The 17226-nt window shown below is 59.2% G+C and carries 14 protein-coding genes and 1 tRNA gene; 9 read left to right on the top strand and 6 right to left on the bottom strand.

Features of this window, described 5'->3' with window-relative positions:
- Nucleotides 1-7: 7 nt before the first annotated feature.
- The 7 genes from H7687_RS09395 to H7687_RS09365 all read left to right on the top strand — a co-directional run bounded on the left by H7687_RS09395 (nt 8) and on the right by H7687_RS09365 (nt 6748).
- Nucleotides 8-784 carry an electron transfer flavoprotein subunit beta/FixA family protein gene (locus H7687_RS09395; protein ID WP_183346787.1) on the top strand — a complete coding sequence of 259 codons (777 nt, stop codon included), beginning with the start codon at nt 8-10 and terminating at the stop codon, nt 782-784.
- Between the two features lie 11 nt (nt 785-795).
- Nucleotides 796-1716 (top strand): electron transfer flavoprotein subunit alpha/FixB family protein, encoded by a 921-nt coding sequence (locus H7687_RS09390; protein WP_183346786.1) that lies wholly within the window; start codon nt 796-798, stop codon nt 1714-1716.
- 294 nt (nt 1717-2010) lie between these two features.
- Nucleotides 2011-3213 carry a bifunctional 3,4-dihydroxy-2-butanone-4-phosphate synthase/GTP cyclohydrolase II gene (locus H7687_RS09385; protein ID WP_183346785.1) on the top strand — a complete coding sequence of 401 codons (1203 nt, stop codon included), beginning with the start codon at nt 2011-2013 and terminating at the stop codon, nt 3211-3213.
- Nucleotides 3214-3250: 37 nt separating this feature from the next.
- Nucleotides 3251-3478, top strand: a complete 228-nt coding sequence (locus H7687_RS09380) for a YlcI/YnfO family protein (RefSeq protein ID WP_183346784.1) — start codon at nt 3251-3253, stop codon at nt 3476-3478.
- A gap of 89 nt (nt 3479-3567) precedes the next feature.
- Nucleotides 3568-4032: a MarR family winged helix-turn-helix transcriptional regulator gene (locus H7687_RS09375; protein WP_183346783.1), complete on the top strand. Its 465-nt coding sequence runs from the start codon at nt 3568-3570 to the stop codon at nt 4030-4032.
- On the top strand, nt 4029-5996 hold the full coding sequence (locus H7687_RS09370; RefSeq protein WP_183346782.1) for an FUSC family protein: 1968 nt from the start codon (nt 4029-4031) through the stop codon (nt 5994-5996). The genes H7687_RS09375 and H7687_RS09370 overlap by 4 nt, the downstream gene beginning before the upstream one ends.
- 20 nt (nt 5997-6016) lie before the next feature.
- Complete coding sequence (locus H7687_RS09365) at nt 6017-6748, top strand: SDR family oxidoreductase (protein WP_183346781.1); 732 nt, start codon at nt 6017-6019, stop codon at nt 6746-6748.
- A 662-nt stretch (nt 6749-7410) separates the two neighbouring features.
- Here the strand turns inward: H7687_RS09365 and H7687_RS09360 are convergent.
- Both H7687_RS09360 and H7687_RS09355 read right to left on the bottom strand, forming a co-directional pair.
- Nucleotides 7411-8367, bottom strand: a complete 957-nt coding sequence (locus H7687_RS09360; RefSeq protein ID WP_183346780.1) for a Shedu anti-phage system protein SduA domain-containing protein — start codon at nt 8365-8367, stop codon at nt 7411-7413.
- Nucleotides 8368-8516: 149 nt separating this feature from the next.
- The gene (locus H7687_RS09355) at nt 8517-9614 is read right to left on the bottom strand and encodes a hypothetical protein (RefSeq protein WP_183346779.1); all 1098 of its coding nucleotides are present in this window, start codon (nt 9612-9614) and stop codon (nt 8517-8519) included.
- 358 nt (nt 9615-9972) lie between these two features.
- Between H7687_RS09355 and mobF the strand changes: the two genes are divergently transcribed.
- Together mobF and H7687_RS09345 are read left to right on the top strand one after the other, a co-directional pair.
- Complete coding sequence (gene mobF, locus H7687_RS09350; RefSeq protein ID WP_183346778.1) at nt 9973-13122, top strand: MobF family relaxase; 3150 nt, start codon at nt 9973-9975, stop codon at nt 13120-13122.
- A gap of 236 nt (nt 13123-13358) precedes the next feature.
- The gene (locus H7687_RS09345; RefSeq protein ID WP_183346777.1) at nt 13359-13736 is read left to right on the top strand and encodes a hypothetical protein; all 378 of its coding nucleotides are present in this window, start codon (nt 13359-13361) and stop codon (nt 13734-13736) included.
- A gap of 148 nt (nt 13737-13884) precedes the next feature.
- On the opposite strand, the gene H7687_RS09340 is transcribed toward H7687_RS09345, so the two are convergent.
- The 4 genes from H7687_RS09340 to H7687_RS09325 form a co-directional block, all read right to left on the bottom strand.
- Nucleotides 13885-15072: a Fic family protein gene (locus H7687_RS09340; protein WP_183346776.1), complete on the bottom strand. Its 1188-nt coding sequence runs from the start codon at nt 15070-15072 to the stop codon at nt 13885-13887.
- Between the two features lie 102 nt (nt 15073-15174).
- Nucleotides 15175-15372, bottom strand: a complete 198-nt coding sequence (locus H7687_RS09335) for a helix-turn-helix transcriptional regulator (RefSeq protein ID WP_183346775.1) — start codon at nt 15370-15372, stop codon at nt 15175-15177.
- 157 nt (nt 15373-15529) lie between these two features.
- The gene (locus H7687_RS09330; RefSeq protein ID WP_183346774.1) at nt 15530-16765 is read right to left on the bottom strand and encodes a tyrosine-type recombinase/integrase; all 1236 of its coding nucleotides are present in this window, start codon (nt 16763-16765) and stop codon (nt 15530-15532) included.
- 199 nt (nt 16766-16964) lie between these two features.
- Nucleotides 16965-17062, bottom strand: a tRNA-Sec gene (locus tag H7687_RS09325).
- Between the last annotated feature and the right edge of the window lie 164 nt (nt 17063-17226).

Raw genomic sequence — 17226 nt, 5'->3', positions numbered from 1 at the left:
GGCGCACATGAACATTCTAGTCTGCATCAAACAGGTACCGGACATGGAATCCCGCTTCAAGGTGAACGGGACGGGGGATTGGTACGACGAGGCCGACCTGGCCTACAGGATGAACGAGTATGACGAGTACGCCGTCGAGCAGGCGGTGCAGCTCAAGGAGCAGTTGGGGAACCAGCCCGAGATCACCGTCCTCTCCATCGGCGCCGACCGCGTCGGCGAGGCGCTCAAGAAGGCGCTCGCCATGGGATGCGACAAGGCGGTCCAGGTGCAGGACAACGACAGCGCCCGCAAGGACCCGTGGCAGATCGCCAACATCATCGCCGCCTATGCGGGCGACAAGGACTTCGACGTCATCTTCACCGGGATGCAGTCGCAGGACCGGGGCTCGGCGCAGGTGGGCGTCACCGTCGCGGAACTCCTGGGCCACAACTGCGCCAGCACCCTGGTCGGCTTCGAGTACGCCGACGGCGTGGTGACCGCGAAGAGGGAGCTGGAGGGGGGCGTCAAGAGCGTGGTCAAGGTCCCGGTACCGGCGCTGGTTACCTGCCAGTTGGGCCTCAACGTGCCGCGCTACCCGACCCTGCCCAACATCATGAAGGCGAAGAAGAAGGAGCTGCAGCTGGTACCGGTTGCGAGCCTCTTGAAAGAGGAGGCCGCGACCGGCACCGAGAAGCTCTACCCGCCGGTGAAAAGCGGCGGCGGCATCGTGCTCGAGGGGGATCTGGGGGACGTCGCGGACCGCCTGCTGGGCATACTCAAGGAAAAGACCACGGTCATGAAATAAGGAGGTGAGCCATGAAAGCACTGCTTGTCTGTGAACAGCGGGAAGGAAAATTACTGGATACCAGCTACGAGCTGGTGGCCTTCGCGGAGCGTTTGGGGGCTGAGGTGAGCCTGGTCCTGGTGGGGAAGGAGGCGCAGGCCCCGCAGGTGGCCGGCAAACTCTACCTGGCCGACGTCGACAAATACGGGGAGTACAGCCCCGAGCTGCACAAGCACATCGTGGTCGCAGCGGTCCTCAAGGAGAACCCCGACTACATCATCTTCCCGCACTCCTCCTACGGCTGGGACCTGGCTCCCCGGGTGGCCGCGACCTTGAGGGTGGGACAGGTCTCCGAGGTCGTCAACATCGTGGACGGCAAGCTGGAAGTGAGCCTGTGCAACGGCAAGCTGCGTCGCACCGTGAGCCCGAAAGGGGCGCGCGCCGTCCTCACCGTCCAGGCCGGCGCCTTCAACTATGCCGGCCAGAAGTCCGGCGCCCCGCAGGTGGAGGCGATCGAGATTTCGCAGGGGAGTTCGGCGCTGCAGTTCGTCGGCTACGAGCCGGCCGAGAAGAAAGAGGTCGACCTGGGTCGCGCGGAGATCATCGTCAGCGCCGGCCGCGGCGTCGGCAAGAAGGAGAACGTCGCCGTCATCGCGGACCTGGCCAAGGCCTTCGGCGGCGAGCTCGGCGCGAGCCGCCCCGTGGTCGACGCCGGATGGGTCGGGCACAGCCACCAGGTCGGCACCACCGGCCAGACCGTATCGCCCAAGCTCTACGTCGCCTGCGGCATCTCCGGCGCCATCCAGCACCTGGCCGGGATGAAGAAATCCGACTTCATCGTCGCCATCAACAAGGACAAGGAAGCCCCCATCAGCGAGGCCGCCGACGTCATGGTGGTTGCCGACGTGCTGCAACTGGCGCCGGTCCTCGCGGAGAAACTGCGCGCGGCGTAACGGCACTCTGACCTCGCGTTATTCCCCATCCCCTCTCCCTCCGGGAGAGGGTGGCCGGAGGCCGGGTGAGGGCGCCGCTACCAGGCAAGATGCCGGATCAGGGCGCCTCCCTCACCCCGACCCTCTCCCGGAGGGAGAGGGGGAAACGCCGCCTGCCGGCAACATGACTACCAGTATTTTCCGAAATGGCTCGGGACACAGTGCCTGGGACCACAGCACCACGCGCAGGGTTTTCCTGGCTTCCCTGCGCGTGGTGCGACCTTCAACCGGCGCGAATACCTCAAGGAGGGTGTCATGTCCGTGGCGAGCATAGAAGAAGCGATCGAAGAGATCAGGGCCGGCCGGATGGTCATCCTGGTGGATGACGAGGACCGCGAGAACGAAGGCGACCTCACCATGGCCGCCCAGTTCGTGACCCCCGAGGCCATCAACTTCATGGCCCGCTTCGGGCGCGGCCTCATCTGCCTTACCATGACCGCGGAGCGCTGCGACCGACTGGCGCTCCCTCCCATGGTGCGGGACAACACCTCCTCTTTCGGCACCGCGTTCACCGTCTCCATCGAGGCGCGCTCCGGCGTAAGCACCGGCATCTCGGCGGCGGACCGGGCCCGCACCATACTGACCGCGGTGGCGCCCGATGCTCAGGCCTGCGACCTGGCGAGGCCCGGGCACATCTTTCCCCTGCGCGCCCGGGATGGCGGCGTCCTGGTCCGCTCCGGGCAGACCGAGGGTTCCGTCGATCTCGCGCGGCTGGCCGGGCTGGAACCGGCCGGCGTCATCTGCGAAATCATGAAAGAGGACGGCACCATGGCCCGGATGCCCGACCTGAAGCGCTTCGCGCTGCAGCACGGCATCAAGATCTGCACCATCGCCGACCTGGTCGCCTACCGCCTGCGGCACGAGTTCCTGGTGCGGCGCTCCGTGGAGGTCGCCCTGCCGACCAGGACCGGCTCCTTCCGCGCCATCGCCTTCGAAAACGACGTCGATCACCTAGAGCACATCGCCCTGGTCAAGGGGGACCTCGCCGGCGACGAGCCGGTGCTGGTACGGGTCCATTCCGAGTGCATGACCGGCGACGTCTTCGGCAGCGTCCGCTGCGACTGCGCCGACCAGCTGCACCATGCCATGGAGATGGTGGAAGCGGAGGGGAGGGGGGTGGTCCTCTACATGCGCCAGGAAGGGCGCGGCATCGGGCTCACCAACAAACTCAAGGCCTACGCGCTGCAGGACCAGGGCAAGGATACCGTGGAGGCGAACCTCGCCCTGGGGTTCAAGGCCGACATGCGCGACTACGGCATCGGGGCCCAGATCCTGGCCCACCTGGGGCTCAAAAAGATCCGGCTCATGACCAACAACCCGAAGAAGCTGGTCGGTCTGCAGGGGTACGGCATCGACATCGTCGAGCGCGTCCCCCTGGAGGTCGTGCCCGGCAGCAACAACATCGAGTACCTCCGCGCGAAGCGGGAGAAAATGGGACATATGCTGCAGTTCATCTGAGAAGGCGGGAGAAGGCGCTGCGGCTCGTGGGGGAAGTATGAACGATTATGGAGACCTTGATTGTCGGCGCAACATCATCTCGGTCCGCATCACCGATGCCGAACGCAAGTTCCTGGAGCGCCTTTTGAACGGGAAGAACATGACCATCTCCGACTTGGTGCGGGAGGCCTTGGGGCGCCTGGCCGTCTTTCCGCCCACCACGCTCCGGAAGCCGCGCCCGGCGTCGGGAGGGAAGTCCGCACGGCAGAAGACCCGGGTTGCCTGAAAGCTCCGTGCTTGACCTTCGCATTGCGGCGCGATGCCGTCGGAAAAAAATAGATAGCAAAATAATAGATAGGATGCTATCTATATTGCATGACAACCGCAAACGCTAAAGTAGACAAGGAAAACCTCCTGTACCGCATGGGCTTTCTGACCAGGCGCTGGCGTCAGGTGCTGGATGGCGCCTTCCAGTCGCTGGGGGTGACCGACGCCGCATGGCGCCCGTTGCTGCACCTGCACCACATGGGCGATGGCATCAGGCAGAAAGACCTCGCCGCCTCCCTCGGCATAGAGGGGCCCACGCTGACACGCATCCTGGACCAGTTGATAGCCAAAGGGCTCGTCGAGCGGAGCGAGGACGCCAGCGACCGGCGGGCCAAACTCCTCACCCTGACGCCCAAGGGGCGCACGATGGTGACTGAGATTACCGGCAAGGTCTCCGCCCTGGAACACGAGCTCCTGGACGGGTTCAGTGAACCGGAAATCAGCCAGATCAGCGCCTTCATCGAGCGACTGGAGCATAGGTTGCAGGAAACCCGTTCGAGACTCAAAGGATGAATTCGCCCCACCGCTTGAAGCTCGTCCTCGCCCTGCGCGGGACCTTGGCCGTACTGACCGCCCTGGGCGTCGCCGAGTTTTTCGGCATCGAGAACCCCTACTGGGCCGCCATGACTGCACTGATCGTCATCCAGCCTACGCGCGGCCTGTTGTTCGAAAAAAGCTTCTACCGCCTGGTCGGCACCGTCTTCGGCTCTGTGGCTGCCCTGCTGCTTCTCCAGTACACCAGGTCCCCGTTTCTTCTCACATTCGCCCTCGTTTTCTGGATCGCCGGGTGCGTCGGCATAGGCAACCTCTTCCACGGCCTGCGCTCCTACGCCTTTCTCATGGCGGGCTGCACCTGCGCCGTCATCGTCATGAGCGGCTTCATGAACCCGTCCCGCATGGCCGAGATCGCCTTCGGCCGCATCGCCTGCATCGTCGTGGGCATCATCGTCACCACCGTTGTGACCGCGCTTTTCACGCCGCCTGCGCCGCGCGAGGAGCTGAAGCGGCGGCTCCGCGAGGCGATCCGCGACGCCATGCGGTGGCTGTCGGAACTGATCAGCCACGGCCGCACCGACAAGGTCGCGAGACTTGAACAGGCGCTGCTCATCGAACTGGCCGACCTGGAACTCCTGGTCGATGCGACCGGAGCCGCATCCCCCGGCTTCAAAAAGACGCAACGCCACGTGAAGAGCCTGATTGCGGCACTTCTTTCCCTGCTGTCGGTGGGGCGCCTCGCAGCGGAGCACCTGGACCGTCACGGCGATGGCGACGCGAACCACGGGAAATGGCGCGAACTGATGTCCGGGCAGCTTCTCGAAGTCGCGTCCAGGTTCGCCTCCTCCCCCGCGGCGGGGGGCTGCTCCGAGCTGGCGGCCCTGGCTTGCGAAACCCGCACCCACCTGCCGCTTTTGGGCCAGACCTTTGCTAAGCTGGTGGCGGCCATCGAAGAGGTGCGTGCAGGGTTCGAAGCCGTTGCCGAAGATGCGCCAGGGGAACCGCAGCGCCGGCTCATCCGGCACCGGGACTGGGTCGAGGCCGGCCGGGCCGCCTTTCGCTCGGGGCTCGTCATCGCCGCCGTCGGCTTCACCTGGAGCGCTACCGGCTGGAGCAAGGGGCCGCTCATGCTGATGGCCCTTTCCATCATGGCCACCATCTTCTCCAACAAGGACCATCCCGCCCACTTCGTCGGTAACATCTTCGTCGGTGCGGCGACCGGCTCCGCTGCCGCCGTTTTCTGCCGTATATTCCTGCTCTCCGCCGTCCACGACCCGGACCTCACCGTCGCCGTCATCGCTCCATTCGTGCTGCTCGGGCTTTTAGCCATGCAGTACCCGCGCACCATGATAGCCGCGACCGATGCGACCCTTTTCTTCATCTTCGTGGTCCAGCCGGGAGTCGCGGTCAACGTCGCCAATATCGATCTCGCCATCGGTGCCATGGCCATGGTGGCCGGTGTCGGCACCGCGTGGCTTTCCTACGCGGTGCTGGTCCCCATCAACCCCGGTGTGCGGATGCGGTCCATTCTCGCCGCCGTTTCCCGCGATCTGGTGCGCATGGCGCAGGACGGCTCGCCGCAGGTGCTGAACCGGGCACAGGAAAGGCTGCATCACAGGGTGATCCGCCTGGTGGACATGGCCGCGCGCCACGACCCTGAGCATCTAAGGACCGTGGAAGGCGGGGTGACCGCGCTCGGCATCGCGGCATGCGTCACGTCGCTGTGGGAGAAACTGAATGGCAAAGAGCTCGCCCCCTCCTCGGAACGGATCATACGGGAAGCGCTGATGACGATAGCGGTCCTGGCGCCGCAACCGCACAATGCCCGGGAACTTCTGAGCCGTGCCGCACGCGCGCTTTATGCCGTTTTGGAAGAGGGCGCCGTCATGAAGGGGCTGGTGAGTGAAACAGCAGGGACAGCCGGGAATTCCGGCGTCGTCCGGCAGCCGCGGAACCGGCTGTTGTGGGCGGAAAGACAGTAACTAGAAGAGGAGAATGAAAGATGGACGTGTCAGGAAAAGTGGTTCTGGTTACCGGTGCCAACGGCGGCATCGGCTGGGCGCTGGTGAATGAGTTGCTCGAGCGTGGAGCAGCCAAGGTCTACGCGGCGGCGCGCAACATAGAGGCGGTGGCGCAGATGGCGAAATTCGACCCGGGGCATGTGGTGGCGCTCAGGATCGATGTTACCCACGAGACCAGCGTGGCCACGGCCGCGGCGCAGTGCCAGGATGTGGACCTGCTGATCAATAACGCCGGCGTCAACCATTGCAAAAGCCTGCTCGACCCGGATGGGCTGGAAACCGCCCGCCAGGAGATCAAGGTGAACTATCTCGGCACCCTCTCTATGTGCCGCGCCTTCGCGGCGGTACTGGCCGCGCGCAGTGGGGCGATAGCCAACGTCTGCTCCATCCTGGGGCTTGTGAACCTCCCCGTCAACGGCACCTATTCAGCCTCCAAGGCCGCAGGCCACTCCCTGCTGCAGGGCGTGCGCGCCGAGCTCGCGTCGCGCGGCGTCAAGGTGTACGGCGTGTATCCCGGCCCCGTCGACACCAGGATGACCGCCGGCCAGGACATGGACAAAGCCACCCCGGAGCAGGTCGCCAAGATCATCCTGGACGGGATCGCGAAGGACGAAGAGTACATCTTCCCGGACGCGATGTCCCAGGACGTTTACCGCGGCCTGCTCAACGCCCCGAGAGAGGTCGAGCAGCAGTTCGGCGCCATGCTGCCGTGAGGTCGGTTAAAGCGCGACCTGAAGGGTAAGGGGGTAGAAGCTCGTCGTTATGTTTCTGGCACAAAAAAAGAGAGGATAATCATCCTCTCTTTTTGGTCAAAGACAGAAGTTGTTGGGACAGTTAATGGCGGAGCACATGGGATTACGGTTTTACACTCAAGTAACTTAAATTACAGAAGGTGTTTAGTTGTAACAGAGGGTAGTTACCCATATTGTATTATAAATAATTAATTAGTTCAGCGGGTTCGCTTCAGAAAATGATGAGTCGAGTTGGCAAATTGTTCATTAACTCCTCCCACCCAACTAATTCATTATAGAAGATTTCAGGCCTTCCGTCGAGAGCGAAGCTCAATCATCTCAAAACTTGAGTATGATTTCACGTATCAGGAAACGGTTGGAAGTCGACCGCTGTGTTAGCGTCCGCGTCTACGGAAGTGGTTGTTAATGCGATTACTCATCGTCAATGTATGGACGCTTATTAATAAGGTGGTAAAGGTCTCTTTTAATGCCTTTGCAGAAGTGCTGGATGTTAAAAAGAAGAATCGCTATTACGACTAAAAGAACCACCACGATGTATTCTGTCACCTTTAGTAACTCCTATATCACATTCCATTAAAAGAAACTTGCAGCTAGCGGACTACTCTTGTATTGTCTCTTGGTTTTTAGGCGTCAATGCCACTAATGCAGCGTGCGCGCGCAAGAACATGATCGTAGGTGAGGACGGTCAGATTGTGGAAGCTGGTGTTTATGATTCTGTAGGCCTCTGCTTGTTGGGCGTTCCAGTTATTTGATCGGCCGAAAACTAGAATACAACGTGGCTTGACGGTCTTCACGCCCCCGACTCTTTGTAAAAATTTGATGCTATTGGCTTCCCGCTCGATCTCGTAAATGTACCGCGAAGCTTGGGTAATTGCTTTTGTAAGGTCGGTCGAGGGAACGTAGTTGCCGTGATCGAGAGTAGACGACCAGAAAGTCAGTCCTCCTTCAGGACGTTTAATCTCGACAACATCAAGAAAGCCGTCGTACGCTTCCATGAGGAAGTCTGAGATGTGCTGCGTGTCGATGTGTCTTTCGTCGAGGATACGAACAAATTGGCTCCCCAGCACCCAGCTATTGCTCTGAAACCATTGCTGCCATACATCTTCACGGTGATTCTGATTCAGCATACTCTCGAATTCGAGAACCGCACGCGCTCGACGGGCTTGCCGCAAACCGGCAGCCAATTCCTGTGGAATGACTTCATTGTCCAGGACGAATTTAATAAGGGCCCGCTTGTTCGGGAGTGAAAAGAGCGCTCGGATCTGTTTAGCATTCTCCGAATCGAACGGACGATCAAGTGGAATGAATGCCTTCACGCCTTGACGGAACGGTTCGTAATTTTCTTGCAGGAAGTCGATTAATGACCTGAACTCTTCCTGGTCAAGCGTCAGTTCGCTCTTAGGATGTAATGATTCAGGTTCCTCCTCGCCATGGAAGTCTTTTGGTTTCTTATAGCGACCCAGCTTTAGGTGGATATCTTCCTTTTCCGTATTGTGTGGAATCTTCCAGAATACGGCGCGCGTGACCACCGTTGGCTTCTTCTTCAAAATTTTTCCTAAACGACCTTCAATTCGAGTCATAGTTTCCTTTGACTAACGTCACAAGGGCGCCGGCGGTGCGTAGCGGAGACTGGGTGTCACTGCTGGTTGGGCATCATTTGCCCACAGTTATCAATATTGCAATACCCGGCCCGGTAGCCTAGTAAAATAATGGTCCCGACAGTCTTAAGCTAGACATTATCGTGATGCATTAAAAGGAAGTTTGGTGTCTTGTGTCTGTCAGACAAATTGAAGTGGTGCTCTAGATGATCATTGTTTTTGATCGGAGAGTCAGCAAAATGAATTGTAGTTAAACCAACAATTCTTTTAAGTTCTTCGTCATTTACTAGCCTATCATGAATGCTTTTGCTCATAAACACATCTTCTGAATAACTTAAGATAATGTAGTTTACAACTGAGAGTTTATCGCTAGGTTCTAGCGAGTTAAAGCGTTTATAAAATTGTCTAAGCCGATTGCTGTTTTTGCTTATAAACAACATTACAATGCTATAAGATTTCATAGGGAAAATTGCAATGTGCAGTGATTGTAGGTTGTAATGCTTAGATTTATTGTAAACATCATTTATGGTGTTGCCGTTAAAGTCAAAGTTTAAGCAGACTTCTCCTTGAAAAGCTATAGGAACAACATATTCCAACCTCTCATAAAAAAACAAGTAATACTCATTCTCCCATTCCTTCTCTATTGCTTTTTTAGCTTTTTTAAAATCTCTAATGTAATCAAGTAAGTCGATTTTGCTTACATTTAACATTTCTTTAAAGTACATATTAGCATATTGCTTGCCTAGTCTATTTCCCAATTCTGCAATCGCATGTTCATAAAGTGATTTCTCGAAAAGCCTTTTCCCGATATTCCTTAAATGATTTTTCATGGCGATTTGAGCAAGCATTTTATCGGTAGGCATGTTTTCGTAGTTACTAGCATTTTCGTATTCTCTGAATATTTCGCTGTCGCATTTTCTGCAGATTATTTGAAATGTTCCAGAACTGTTTACACCCTTTTCTGTTTCTAGTATTGGCAAGTCTATGATTACATTTGTAGTAAAGACTTTTCCATCTACGGCGATATTTTTAAGGAAAGAGGCTGGTACTGAGTGAGAGTTGCAAAATCTGTTATTTTTTTCTCGGCAATAAAAGCAATGTGAAGGTTTCGAGTCCCTTCGGCTCTTGTCAGATAACTGACTTAAATACTTGCTAAAATCAACCTTATGCAGATCCATTGAGTCGCGTTCTGCTCTACTGAAATAATTAAAATTGAATAGTTCATTCATCTTTTTAAGGCCGCCTATGAAGGTCTATCTCAAGCTCATACCAGTGCCCAACCCTGCCCCTGCCTTGCTGCCGAAGGTGCCCCTCGCGCTCCTAGTCGCCCCGCTTACACCCACAAAAACACCCACAAATACCCAAAAGTGGTAGCCCGTAAGTCCGCAACGACCACATGTGGGTGAGCCCTGATCGTGTCCCCGCTCCGTTGCACGATGTTTTGGCACTTTAAATTAAAGAGATTTCCTTATCAAGCTAATTTTGTCGGGGCTGTGCCTACTAAAAGCCACTGTTCTCAAACTTTTATCCTCTGGTAACCTTTGCGATGGCCAAGGTCCTAACAGGCCAGCCAAGTGGAGGTTCCTCATGATGTCGCTCTCCGAAGGTATGGCTGCAGGCCAGGCAACGGGGTACTTCTCCAGGGAGGACTACTACATCCGGGGGACGGAGGACGGGTGCAGTTCCTGGTGTGGCTCCGGTGCCGCAGCCCTGGGGCTCTCGGGGCAGGTCGGGGAGGAGGAGTTTCGTCTCCTCTGTGCGGGGAAGGCACCGGACGGCGGCGTGCTGGTGCGCTCAAGGCCGATGAGGGACCCGGAGACCGGGGAGATCGTGGAGACGCGCCGGGCCGGGAACGACTGCACCTTCTCGGCTCCAAAGTCTGTTTCCATCGCCTACGTCGCCGGGGTAGAGGGGGTGAAGGAGGCGCATGATGCGGCGGTGGCCTCGGTTTTAAAGCACATCGAAGTCCACTACTGCCACTACCGCCCCTCGGATGTGGTAAAAAGCGGGGAGATCATGGTTGCGGCGAAATTCGACCACGCCACCTCCCGCAACATCGACCCGCAGCTTCACTCGCACGTTTTCATCATCAACGCCACCAGGATCCCCAGCGGTGAATGGCGTGCCAATGAGCCGGACCGCATCTACAAAGATCAGCTCTCGCTGGGGCTCTTGTACCGGCAGGCGCTTGCCGTGGAGTTGAGGGTGCGCGGGTTCGGGGTCGAGGTTGAGGACCGGGACCGGATGTACCTGCACCTCTCCGGAGTGCCGCGCTCGCTGGTTGAGCACTTTTCGTCACGAAGGGAAGAGATCAAGGAGCAGGTGAAGGCCTGGACGGCCGCCGGGGAGTTCCCGGGTGTCTCGCACGGAAGACTCTGGCAGATGGCTGCGCTCGAGACCCGAGATCCCAAACGGGAGATCCTGAAGGAGGACGTAGACCGGCTCTTCGAGAACGGCTTTACGGCCTGCGGCACCACAATGAGGGAGGTGAAGGGGGAGGTGGAGCAGGCACATGCAGTGTCTATTCCCCAACTGGAACCGGTCCCCGCCGAGCGGGTGGTAGATCTAGCTGTGCGGGAGATGACAGAGCACGAGGCGGTGCTGCAGCGGGCGAGGCTTCTGGACCAGGCCGTCCGCATCTCGGGGGGAGAACACGGTGTCGAGGCACTGAACAGTGCCATCGACGGCGGCACGCCGGGGCTGGTACTGCTCGGGCAGGACCACAGGGGGCGGGAGTTCTGCACCACGGCCGAGATGGTCGACCTCGAGGCAAGAAACCTGGAGCGGATCAAGGCGCTCCCCGAGTTCAGGAGCGTTGTCCCGGCGGACGAGGTGGAGCGCTTCCTGGCGGGGGAGCGAAAGCTCACCGAAGGGCAGCGTAGGGAGGTGCGCCTGGAGATCGCAGGGGAACGGGGTTGCCTCGTGACCAGGGGAGACCCCGGCACGGCCAAGACCTCGACCCTCAAGTACGTGGAGCGCTTCAACGAGGATGTGCTGCGTTCGAGGGGGGAGGAGCACGTCTCGGTGAACCTCGCCTACACGGCGAAGGCGGCCAAGGAACTCGCCGACGCCACCGGGAGGCCCGCCTGCACCCTCCACAGTTTCGAGAAGGCCAATCCGGCTTCCAAATTTGCCCTACAGAGGGCGAACGGCGAGCCGCCCATGGTAGTGGTCGCGGGTGAAAAAATCCTCATGCCGCAGGGGGCGTCGGGACAGGTGGTGTTCCGGGTGGACGAGGCGGGGTTCCTGGGAGCCAGGCAGGCGGACTCGCTCTTGTCCGTCATCCATGAACTGCAGGCCTCCGGGGTCCGCGTGAAGCTCCACCTTCTCGGGGATGCCAAGCAGATGCAGGGGATCCAGGCGGGGAACCTGATGCCCCAGCTGCAGGAGGCAGGGGAGGTGGACCAGGTCCGTCTCTCCGAGATCCTGAGGCAGCGCAACCCGGAACTTTTGCAGATCGCCAAGGCGCTGAACCGGGAGGACCGGCCGCTCGCCGAGAACGCACGGGAGGCGATGGCCCTCCTCGAGAAAGGAGGGCGGATCGTGGTCAGGGAGGACCCTGCAGATCTGCACCGCGAGGTGGTCGACTACTACCTCGGAGAGACCCGCAAGCCGTCGCCGATGCCGGAGCGTGCCAGCCAGCCCCAGGAACTGCTCCTGGTAACCACGACCAACGCGTCCCGCAAGCTGCTGAACCGGGAGATCCGCGAGGCCCGGGTGAAGGCCGGGGAGATCGGGGAAGGGAACACCTTTCTCGTGCTCTCACCGGTGCGCCAGGGGGTGACGGTGGAGACATACCGCGTGGGCGACATCATTCACTTCGACGGTAGAATCCGGGAGGACGGTGGGGTGGAACCGTGGGGGGCGCGCCTGAATACGAAGGGGACGGTGACCTCTCTGGACCGAAACAGCAACCAAGTAGAGGTGAGCTACAGCTTTGTTTCGTCGAAAGGGGAGGATCGCGGTGTTACTAAGACCGTGTGCAAGATTTTCCCTGCCGCCGAGATGTCCGGGCGCACCACCGTCTTTCGTGAAGAGGAGCGGTACTTTGCAGTCGGCGACCGGGTGGTGCTGCTCAGAAACGATTCGAAGCTGAAGCTCCAGAACGGCACCATTGGAGTGGTCAGGGAGGTGGATGCATCGGGGCGCATGCGCCTCGACCTGGACGGGCGGGATGTGGAGATCGATCTGAGTAAATATCGCTTCGTTGACCACGCCTACGCGGTCACTATCTACAAGAGCCAGGGCGCGACGGTAGATCAAAGCATCATGTACGCTCCCATGCGCCTGCAGCCCGAGAGTCGCGGCATGGACGGGGAGGGGGATAAGGTGACGGTGGAACCACCGGGTCGCTCTACGTACAACGAGCTCAACGTGACACTCACCCGCGCCCGGTTCGAGACGAGGGTCTTCACCAATTCCCTGGAAAGGTTTTCCCAGGCGGTGCAGCAGGTGGACGTGAAGAGCTCCACCTTGAATCCCATGATCGAGGTCGACAGGGCGAGGACGAAGAGCCCTCAGTTGAACGGTAAGGAGCGGGTGGAGCAGCTTAAGAATCTGGAGGAGAAAATTGGGCGCCTGCAGGTGAAGCTCAAGTTGGAGAACGAGGCGGCGAAGGTGACGCCGGCTCCGGTTTTGCCGCGCTCACAAAACGTCCCGACTCCGGCGGTCAAGGAGGTCGGACGGCAGCTGGAACTTTCCCTGACCAGGAAGGGCGGATGGAAGCTTGAGCGGTGAGTTGAGAGAGGCGACGGGCCTCGCTTCACTCGGCGGTTTTTTCCTTTCACACCTCACGCAGTGCCTTTGGCCCTGCCAAATCGCAACCTGCCGTTATCACGGCTGCGGTTTGCTATCGTTTTGCTAGCAACTCTGGCGCCAACTTGGGCAAAATATTCCAGATACCGCGTGTTTGGCTGGCGCCAAATCGCAAGCTTTCCGCCGGCGCCCCTTAGGCGGGAAAAAGGAGGTGGTTCATGTCCTCGAAGGTGATGCTGACGGCCCGCCTGGAGCGGGAGCTGGTGGAAAAAATCAACCGCATGGCGCGGCATAAAGATGTCTCGGTGAACGACCTGATTGACCATGCAATCGGCCTCGTCGAAATGCAGAATCGGGAGGCGGATGCACTTCTGGACCGAGTCGCCGTGCTGGAGAAAAACATGCTCGCACTCTACGACCTCATTGCCGTTTTCGGGGAGAGGATGGACGGGAAATTCAGTGAGGCAAGCATAAACGAGAAAGAGCGCCTGGAGTACCTTTACGCTCTGCTGGAGAAGAAGATTGTCGAGCACGACAAGGCCGAGGTGGGCCGGTTCCAAAATACCTTCCCGCGGCCTGAAGGGACCTATTACTGATCCGCCGACGGCTTTTCTGCAACTGCCAAGGCGGGCGCTTGGACCAAAGCCGCCGGCACCGCGTACCGGCCGCTTTGACGGTCGCGGCCAGTCCGGAAGCTGCGACGTGCTCGCGGTTTCCGGACCGGCCTCCTTTCCTTTCATCGCATCAGTACCGCTCGGGCAACGTGGGGCGGCTCAGGAGTTCAACCACCTCTTTAGCCACGAAGACACGGTTTCTTTTTCTGTCGGTCAGCGGCTCCACGATGCAGGCTTCCTGCAGTTGCGCCAGGGCCCGGTTGGCTGCGGGGAAGGCAATACCAAGGGCTTCGGCGGCGCGGGTCGCGGTCAGCACAGGGGTCCCGATCAGGAGTTCCGGGAGCCGATAGGCGGCGGCGTCACTGCGAAGGCTAAGGGCCTTGATCCGCTCCTTCCACTGAGCTAGAAGGGCGGTCAGTTCCTGCGCGGTCTGGATCGATTCACGGCAGGCGACCTCGACGCCGGTGGCGACGAATCTTACCCACTCGGTCCATTCCCCCTTAAGCTGCACGGCTGCAAGAGTCTCGTAATAGGCGGCCTGATTGGCCTTCATAAACCCCGCGAGGTAGACGGGGGGATACCCTTCGGCGGCGAGCATGAGGGGGAGGAGGATGCGGCCGACGCGGCCGTTGCCATCGATGAAAGGGTGGATGGTTTCGAACTGCGCATGAACGATGGCTATGCGCATGACGAGCGGCACCTCGTAGAAATCCTCCTCGGCCGGGACGTACTGGAGTACGCGCACCAGGTCCTCCAGGCAGTCCTTCACGCGGTCCGGGGGAGGGGGGACGAACTTTGCATCGTAAATCCTCAGCCCCCCGATCCAGTTCTGTCTGGTGCGCAGTTCACCCGGCTTGTCGCCGTAACCTCGGACGCCATCCATGAGTCGGGCATGCAGTTCCTTTATCAGCTCGATGTCGAGCGCGCCCACCCCGTATGGGCCTACTTTTGCGAGGCCATACTCTAAGGCCTTCACGTAATTCAGGGTGACCACGACGTCGGGGGGAAGCCCTTCGTCGCTGCCGGTCGCCTCGAAGGTGAGGACGTCATCGAGGTCGGAGCTTGTCCCCTCGATCTGACTGCTTCGCACCGCTTCCCGGCGGTCCAGGGTCCTTGTTATCAGGTTCGGATTGGGGAGGGAGGCGGCCGAGGCTTGGAGGCGTCCGAGCGCCTCGTGGGCCTTGGCGATCTCGCCTCTCAGATTCGGGAGCTGCAGGTGCGTGGGGGTAGGGGGAGGCACCAGGGCGAGCGCGCCCGGGTGCGAGTCCAGGGGGACCAGCAGTTGTTGACGGTCAGGGCTGAGGTCGGTTTTACGCATGGCTTATCCGTTAATAGTTTTTGGCACTATTAACACATGAGTTCATAAACGTAAATAAGAAGATTCGTTATTAACGGATAGAGAGCTGCCTGCTCCCATACATCAGGATCTGGGCGGAGGCTTCTCGATCAGGGGTTGGATGTCCTGCCAATACCAGCAGGTCGTGTGCGGCCCGAGCTTTACCGGTTTGGGAAACCGGCCGCTTCTCACTCCGGCCCACCAGGTGGTCTTGCTGACGGGAATCAATTGCAGGACCTTGGAAAGTCGCAACAGTCCGTACTCCGGGATCTCGCCTCCCATGTCAGCCTCCCCGGCGCCGAGCGCCGTTCGCATGCGTTTTATTCGTTGTGCAGGTGGGTCGCTTAGACTGTGCAAGGTTAGCATATTGGCATTTTTCTGCCACGGCGGGAGGGAAGGTTGGGGGGGCGCCGACAAACAGCCAGCGCCCCTTGGCGGATCATTCCTTGCTGGTTTTCCGGAACGGGAGCACTTTGGCGCCGGCCTTCAGACCGTCCAGGTAGTCGGACCAGATTTGCATCATTTCCTTTCGCTGGGGGAGAAAAGCTGTCCGGTTGTAGGCCCTGCCGTTCGGGTCCCGTACCGCGTGGGCCAACTGGTGCTCGATGAGGTCGGGTCTGAAGTTCAGGACCTCGTCCAGGATGGTCCTCGCCGTAGCCCGGAAGCCGTGGCCGACGATGGTGTTGCCGTCAAAGCCCATGCGCCGGAAGGAGGCGTTGATGGTGTTGTCGGACATGCAGCGGGAAAAAGATCTGGTGGAAGGGAAGACGTATTTGCCGTGGCCGGTCAAGGGCTTTAGTTCCTCGAGGATAGCCACCGCTTGCCGTGAAAGGGGCACCAGATGCGGTAGCCCCATCTTCATCTTTGAGGCGGGGATGCTCCACTCTCCGGCTTCCAGGTCGATCTCGGCCCACTCCATGTGCCTCAATTCCCCCGGCCGGACGAAGAGCATGGGGAGGAGCTTCAGGGCGGACTGAGCCACCAGGCTCCCCTGGTAGCCGTCCATCGCGCGCAACAGCGGGGCGAGTTCCTTTGGATCGGTGACCGACGCCATGTGCTTCCGGGTCTTGCTGGTTGGCGGCAGATACCCCTTGAAGCCCGCGGAGATGTCGTAGTTGGCCCGGTCGGTTGCGATCGCGTAGGTGTAGACCTGCCCCAGGATGGTGCGGACCCGGCGCGCCGTCTCGATGATCCCGCGCGACCTCACCCGGTCCAGGATCCCCTTGATCTCTTTCGCTGTCACCTCGGCAATGGGCTTCGTGCCGATCCAAGGGAAGACATCCTTTTCCAACCGGGTCAGGATGGTGGCGGCGTGGTCCGCGGACCACATCTGGTTGCCCACCATGTGTTTGTGCCATTCGCGTGCAATGGCCTCAAAGGCGTTGGCAATACGTTCGAGCTTGGCCTCCTTTGCCCGTTTGCGCTCCTGGGACGGGTCAATGCCCTTGGCGACCATGCACTTCGCCTGGTATGTGCGCTCCCGCGCATCAGCAAGCGTAATGTAGGGGTAGACCCCGAAGGAAATCAGCTTCTCGTTCCCATCGAAGCGGTACCTGAAGCGCCACCATTTCCCGCCCCTGGGATGAACGTATAGGTAAAGGCCCTCGCCGTCCGACAGCCTGTAGACCTTTTCCTTCGGCTGCGCTTTCCTGATCTGAAGGTCACTGAGTCTCATGACTTACCTCCAGTTACCCACACCAAAAAGCCCCAGTTACCCACATTTCTGGGGATGTTTGGGCGGGAGTTACCCACAAGTTACCCAAAAGTTACCCGTATTCTGTCGGTCAGTATAACACCGAAATGGACGTTGCAAAATAAAAAACCCGCTGATTTAGCGGGTTTAGAAACACGTTGAAACGTGGTGAAATGGTAATTGGCGGAAGCACATGGGAATCGAACCCACCTGGGAAGTTTCTCACCCCCCACACCGGTTTTGAAGACCGGGCCGCCCACCAGCGACGGTGGTGCTTCCTTATCCAAGTTTCTGTCGCACTTGTTTAAAACATCTCCAACATGAAGTCAATATATAAAATCGAATATAAACCCTCTGACTTCGATCTGAGCGGCGCTCTGTCTCTCTTTAATTTGTTGCTGAGTCTGAATTGTATTCGTTATTGCCATTACTTAGCGCTCTCT

This window comes from Geomonas paludis (assembly GCF_014193585.1).
In the GTDB taxonomy this organism is placed as follows: domain Bacteria; phylum Desulfobacterota; class Desulfuromonadia; order Geobacterales; family Geobacteraceae; genus Geomonas; species Geomonas paludis.
The sequence above is the reverse complement of the archived record's forward strand: the minus strand, read 5'-3'. Positions and strand labels throughout refer to the sequence as shown.

Excerpts from the sequence above, each read along its gene's own strand:
- H7687_RS09395 (WP_183346787.1), top strand. The coding sequence starts at position 8 with ATGAACATTCTAGTCTGCATCAAACAGGTACCGGACATGGAATCCCGC.
- H7687_RS09390 (WP_183346786.1), top strand. The coding sequence starts at position 796 with ATGAAAGCACTGCTTGTCTGTGAACAGCGGGAAGGAAAATTACTGGAT.
- H7687_RS09385 (WP_183346785.1), top strand. The coding sequence starts at position 2,011 with ATGTCCGTGGCGAGCATAGAAGAAGCGATCGAAGAGATCAGGGCCGGC.
- H7687_RS09380 (WP_183346784.1), top strand. The coding sequence starts at position 3,251 with ATGAACGATTATGGAGACCTTGATTGTCGGCGCAACATCATCTCGGTC.
- H7687_RS09375 (WP_183346783.1), top strand. The coding sequence starts at position 3,568 with ATGACAACCGCAAACGCTAAAGTAGACAAGGAAAACCTCCTGTACCGC.
- H7687_RS09370 (WP_183346782.1), top strand. The coding sequence starts at position 4,029 with ATGAATTCGCCCCACCGCTTGAAGCTCGTCCTCGCCCTGCGCGGGACC.
- H7687_RS09365 (WP_183346781.1), top strand. The coding sequence starts at position 6,017 with ATGGACGTGTCAGGAAAAGTGGTTCTGGTTACCGGTGCCAACGGCGGC.
- H7687_RS09360 (WP_183346780.1), bottom strand. The coding sequence starts at position 8,367 with ATGACTCGAATTGAAGGTCGTTTAGGAAAAATTTTGAAGAAGAAGCCA.
- H7687_RS09355 (WP_183346779.1), bottom strand. The coding sequence starts at position 9,614 with ATGAATGAACTATTCAATTTTAATTATTTCAGTAGAGCAGAACGCGAC.
- mobF (WP_183346778.1), top strand. The coding sequence starts at position 9,973 with ATGATGTCGCTCTCCGAAGGTATGGCTGCAGGCCAGGCAACGGGGTAC.
- H7687_RS09345 (WP_183346777.1), top strand. The coding sequence starts at position 13,359 with ATGTCCTCGAAGGTGATGCTGACGGCCCGCCTGGAGCGGGAGCTGGTG.
- H7687_RS09340 (WP_183346776.1), bottom strand. The coding sequence starts at position 15,072 with ATGCGTAAAACCGACCTCAGCCCTGACCGTCAACAACTGCTGGTCCCC.
- H7687_RS09335 (WP_183346775.1), bottom strand. The coding sequence starts at position 15,372 with ATGGGAGGCGAGATCCCGGAGTACGGACTGTTGCGACTTTCCAAGGTC.
- H7687_RS09330 (WP_183346774.1), bottom strand. The coding sequence starts at position 16,765 with ATGAGACTCAGTGACCTTCAGATCAGGAAAGCGCAGCCGAAGGAAAAG.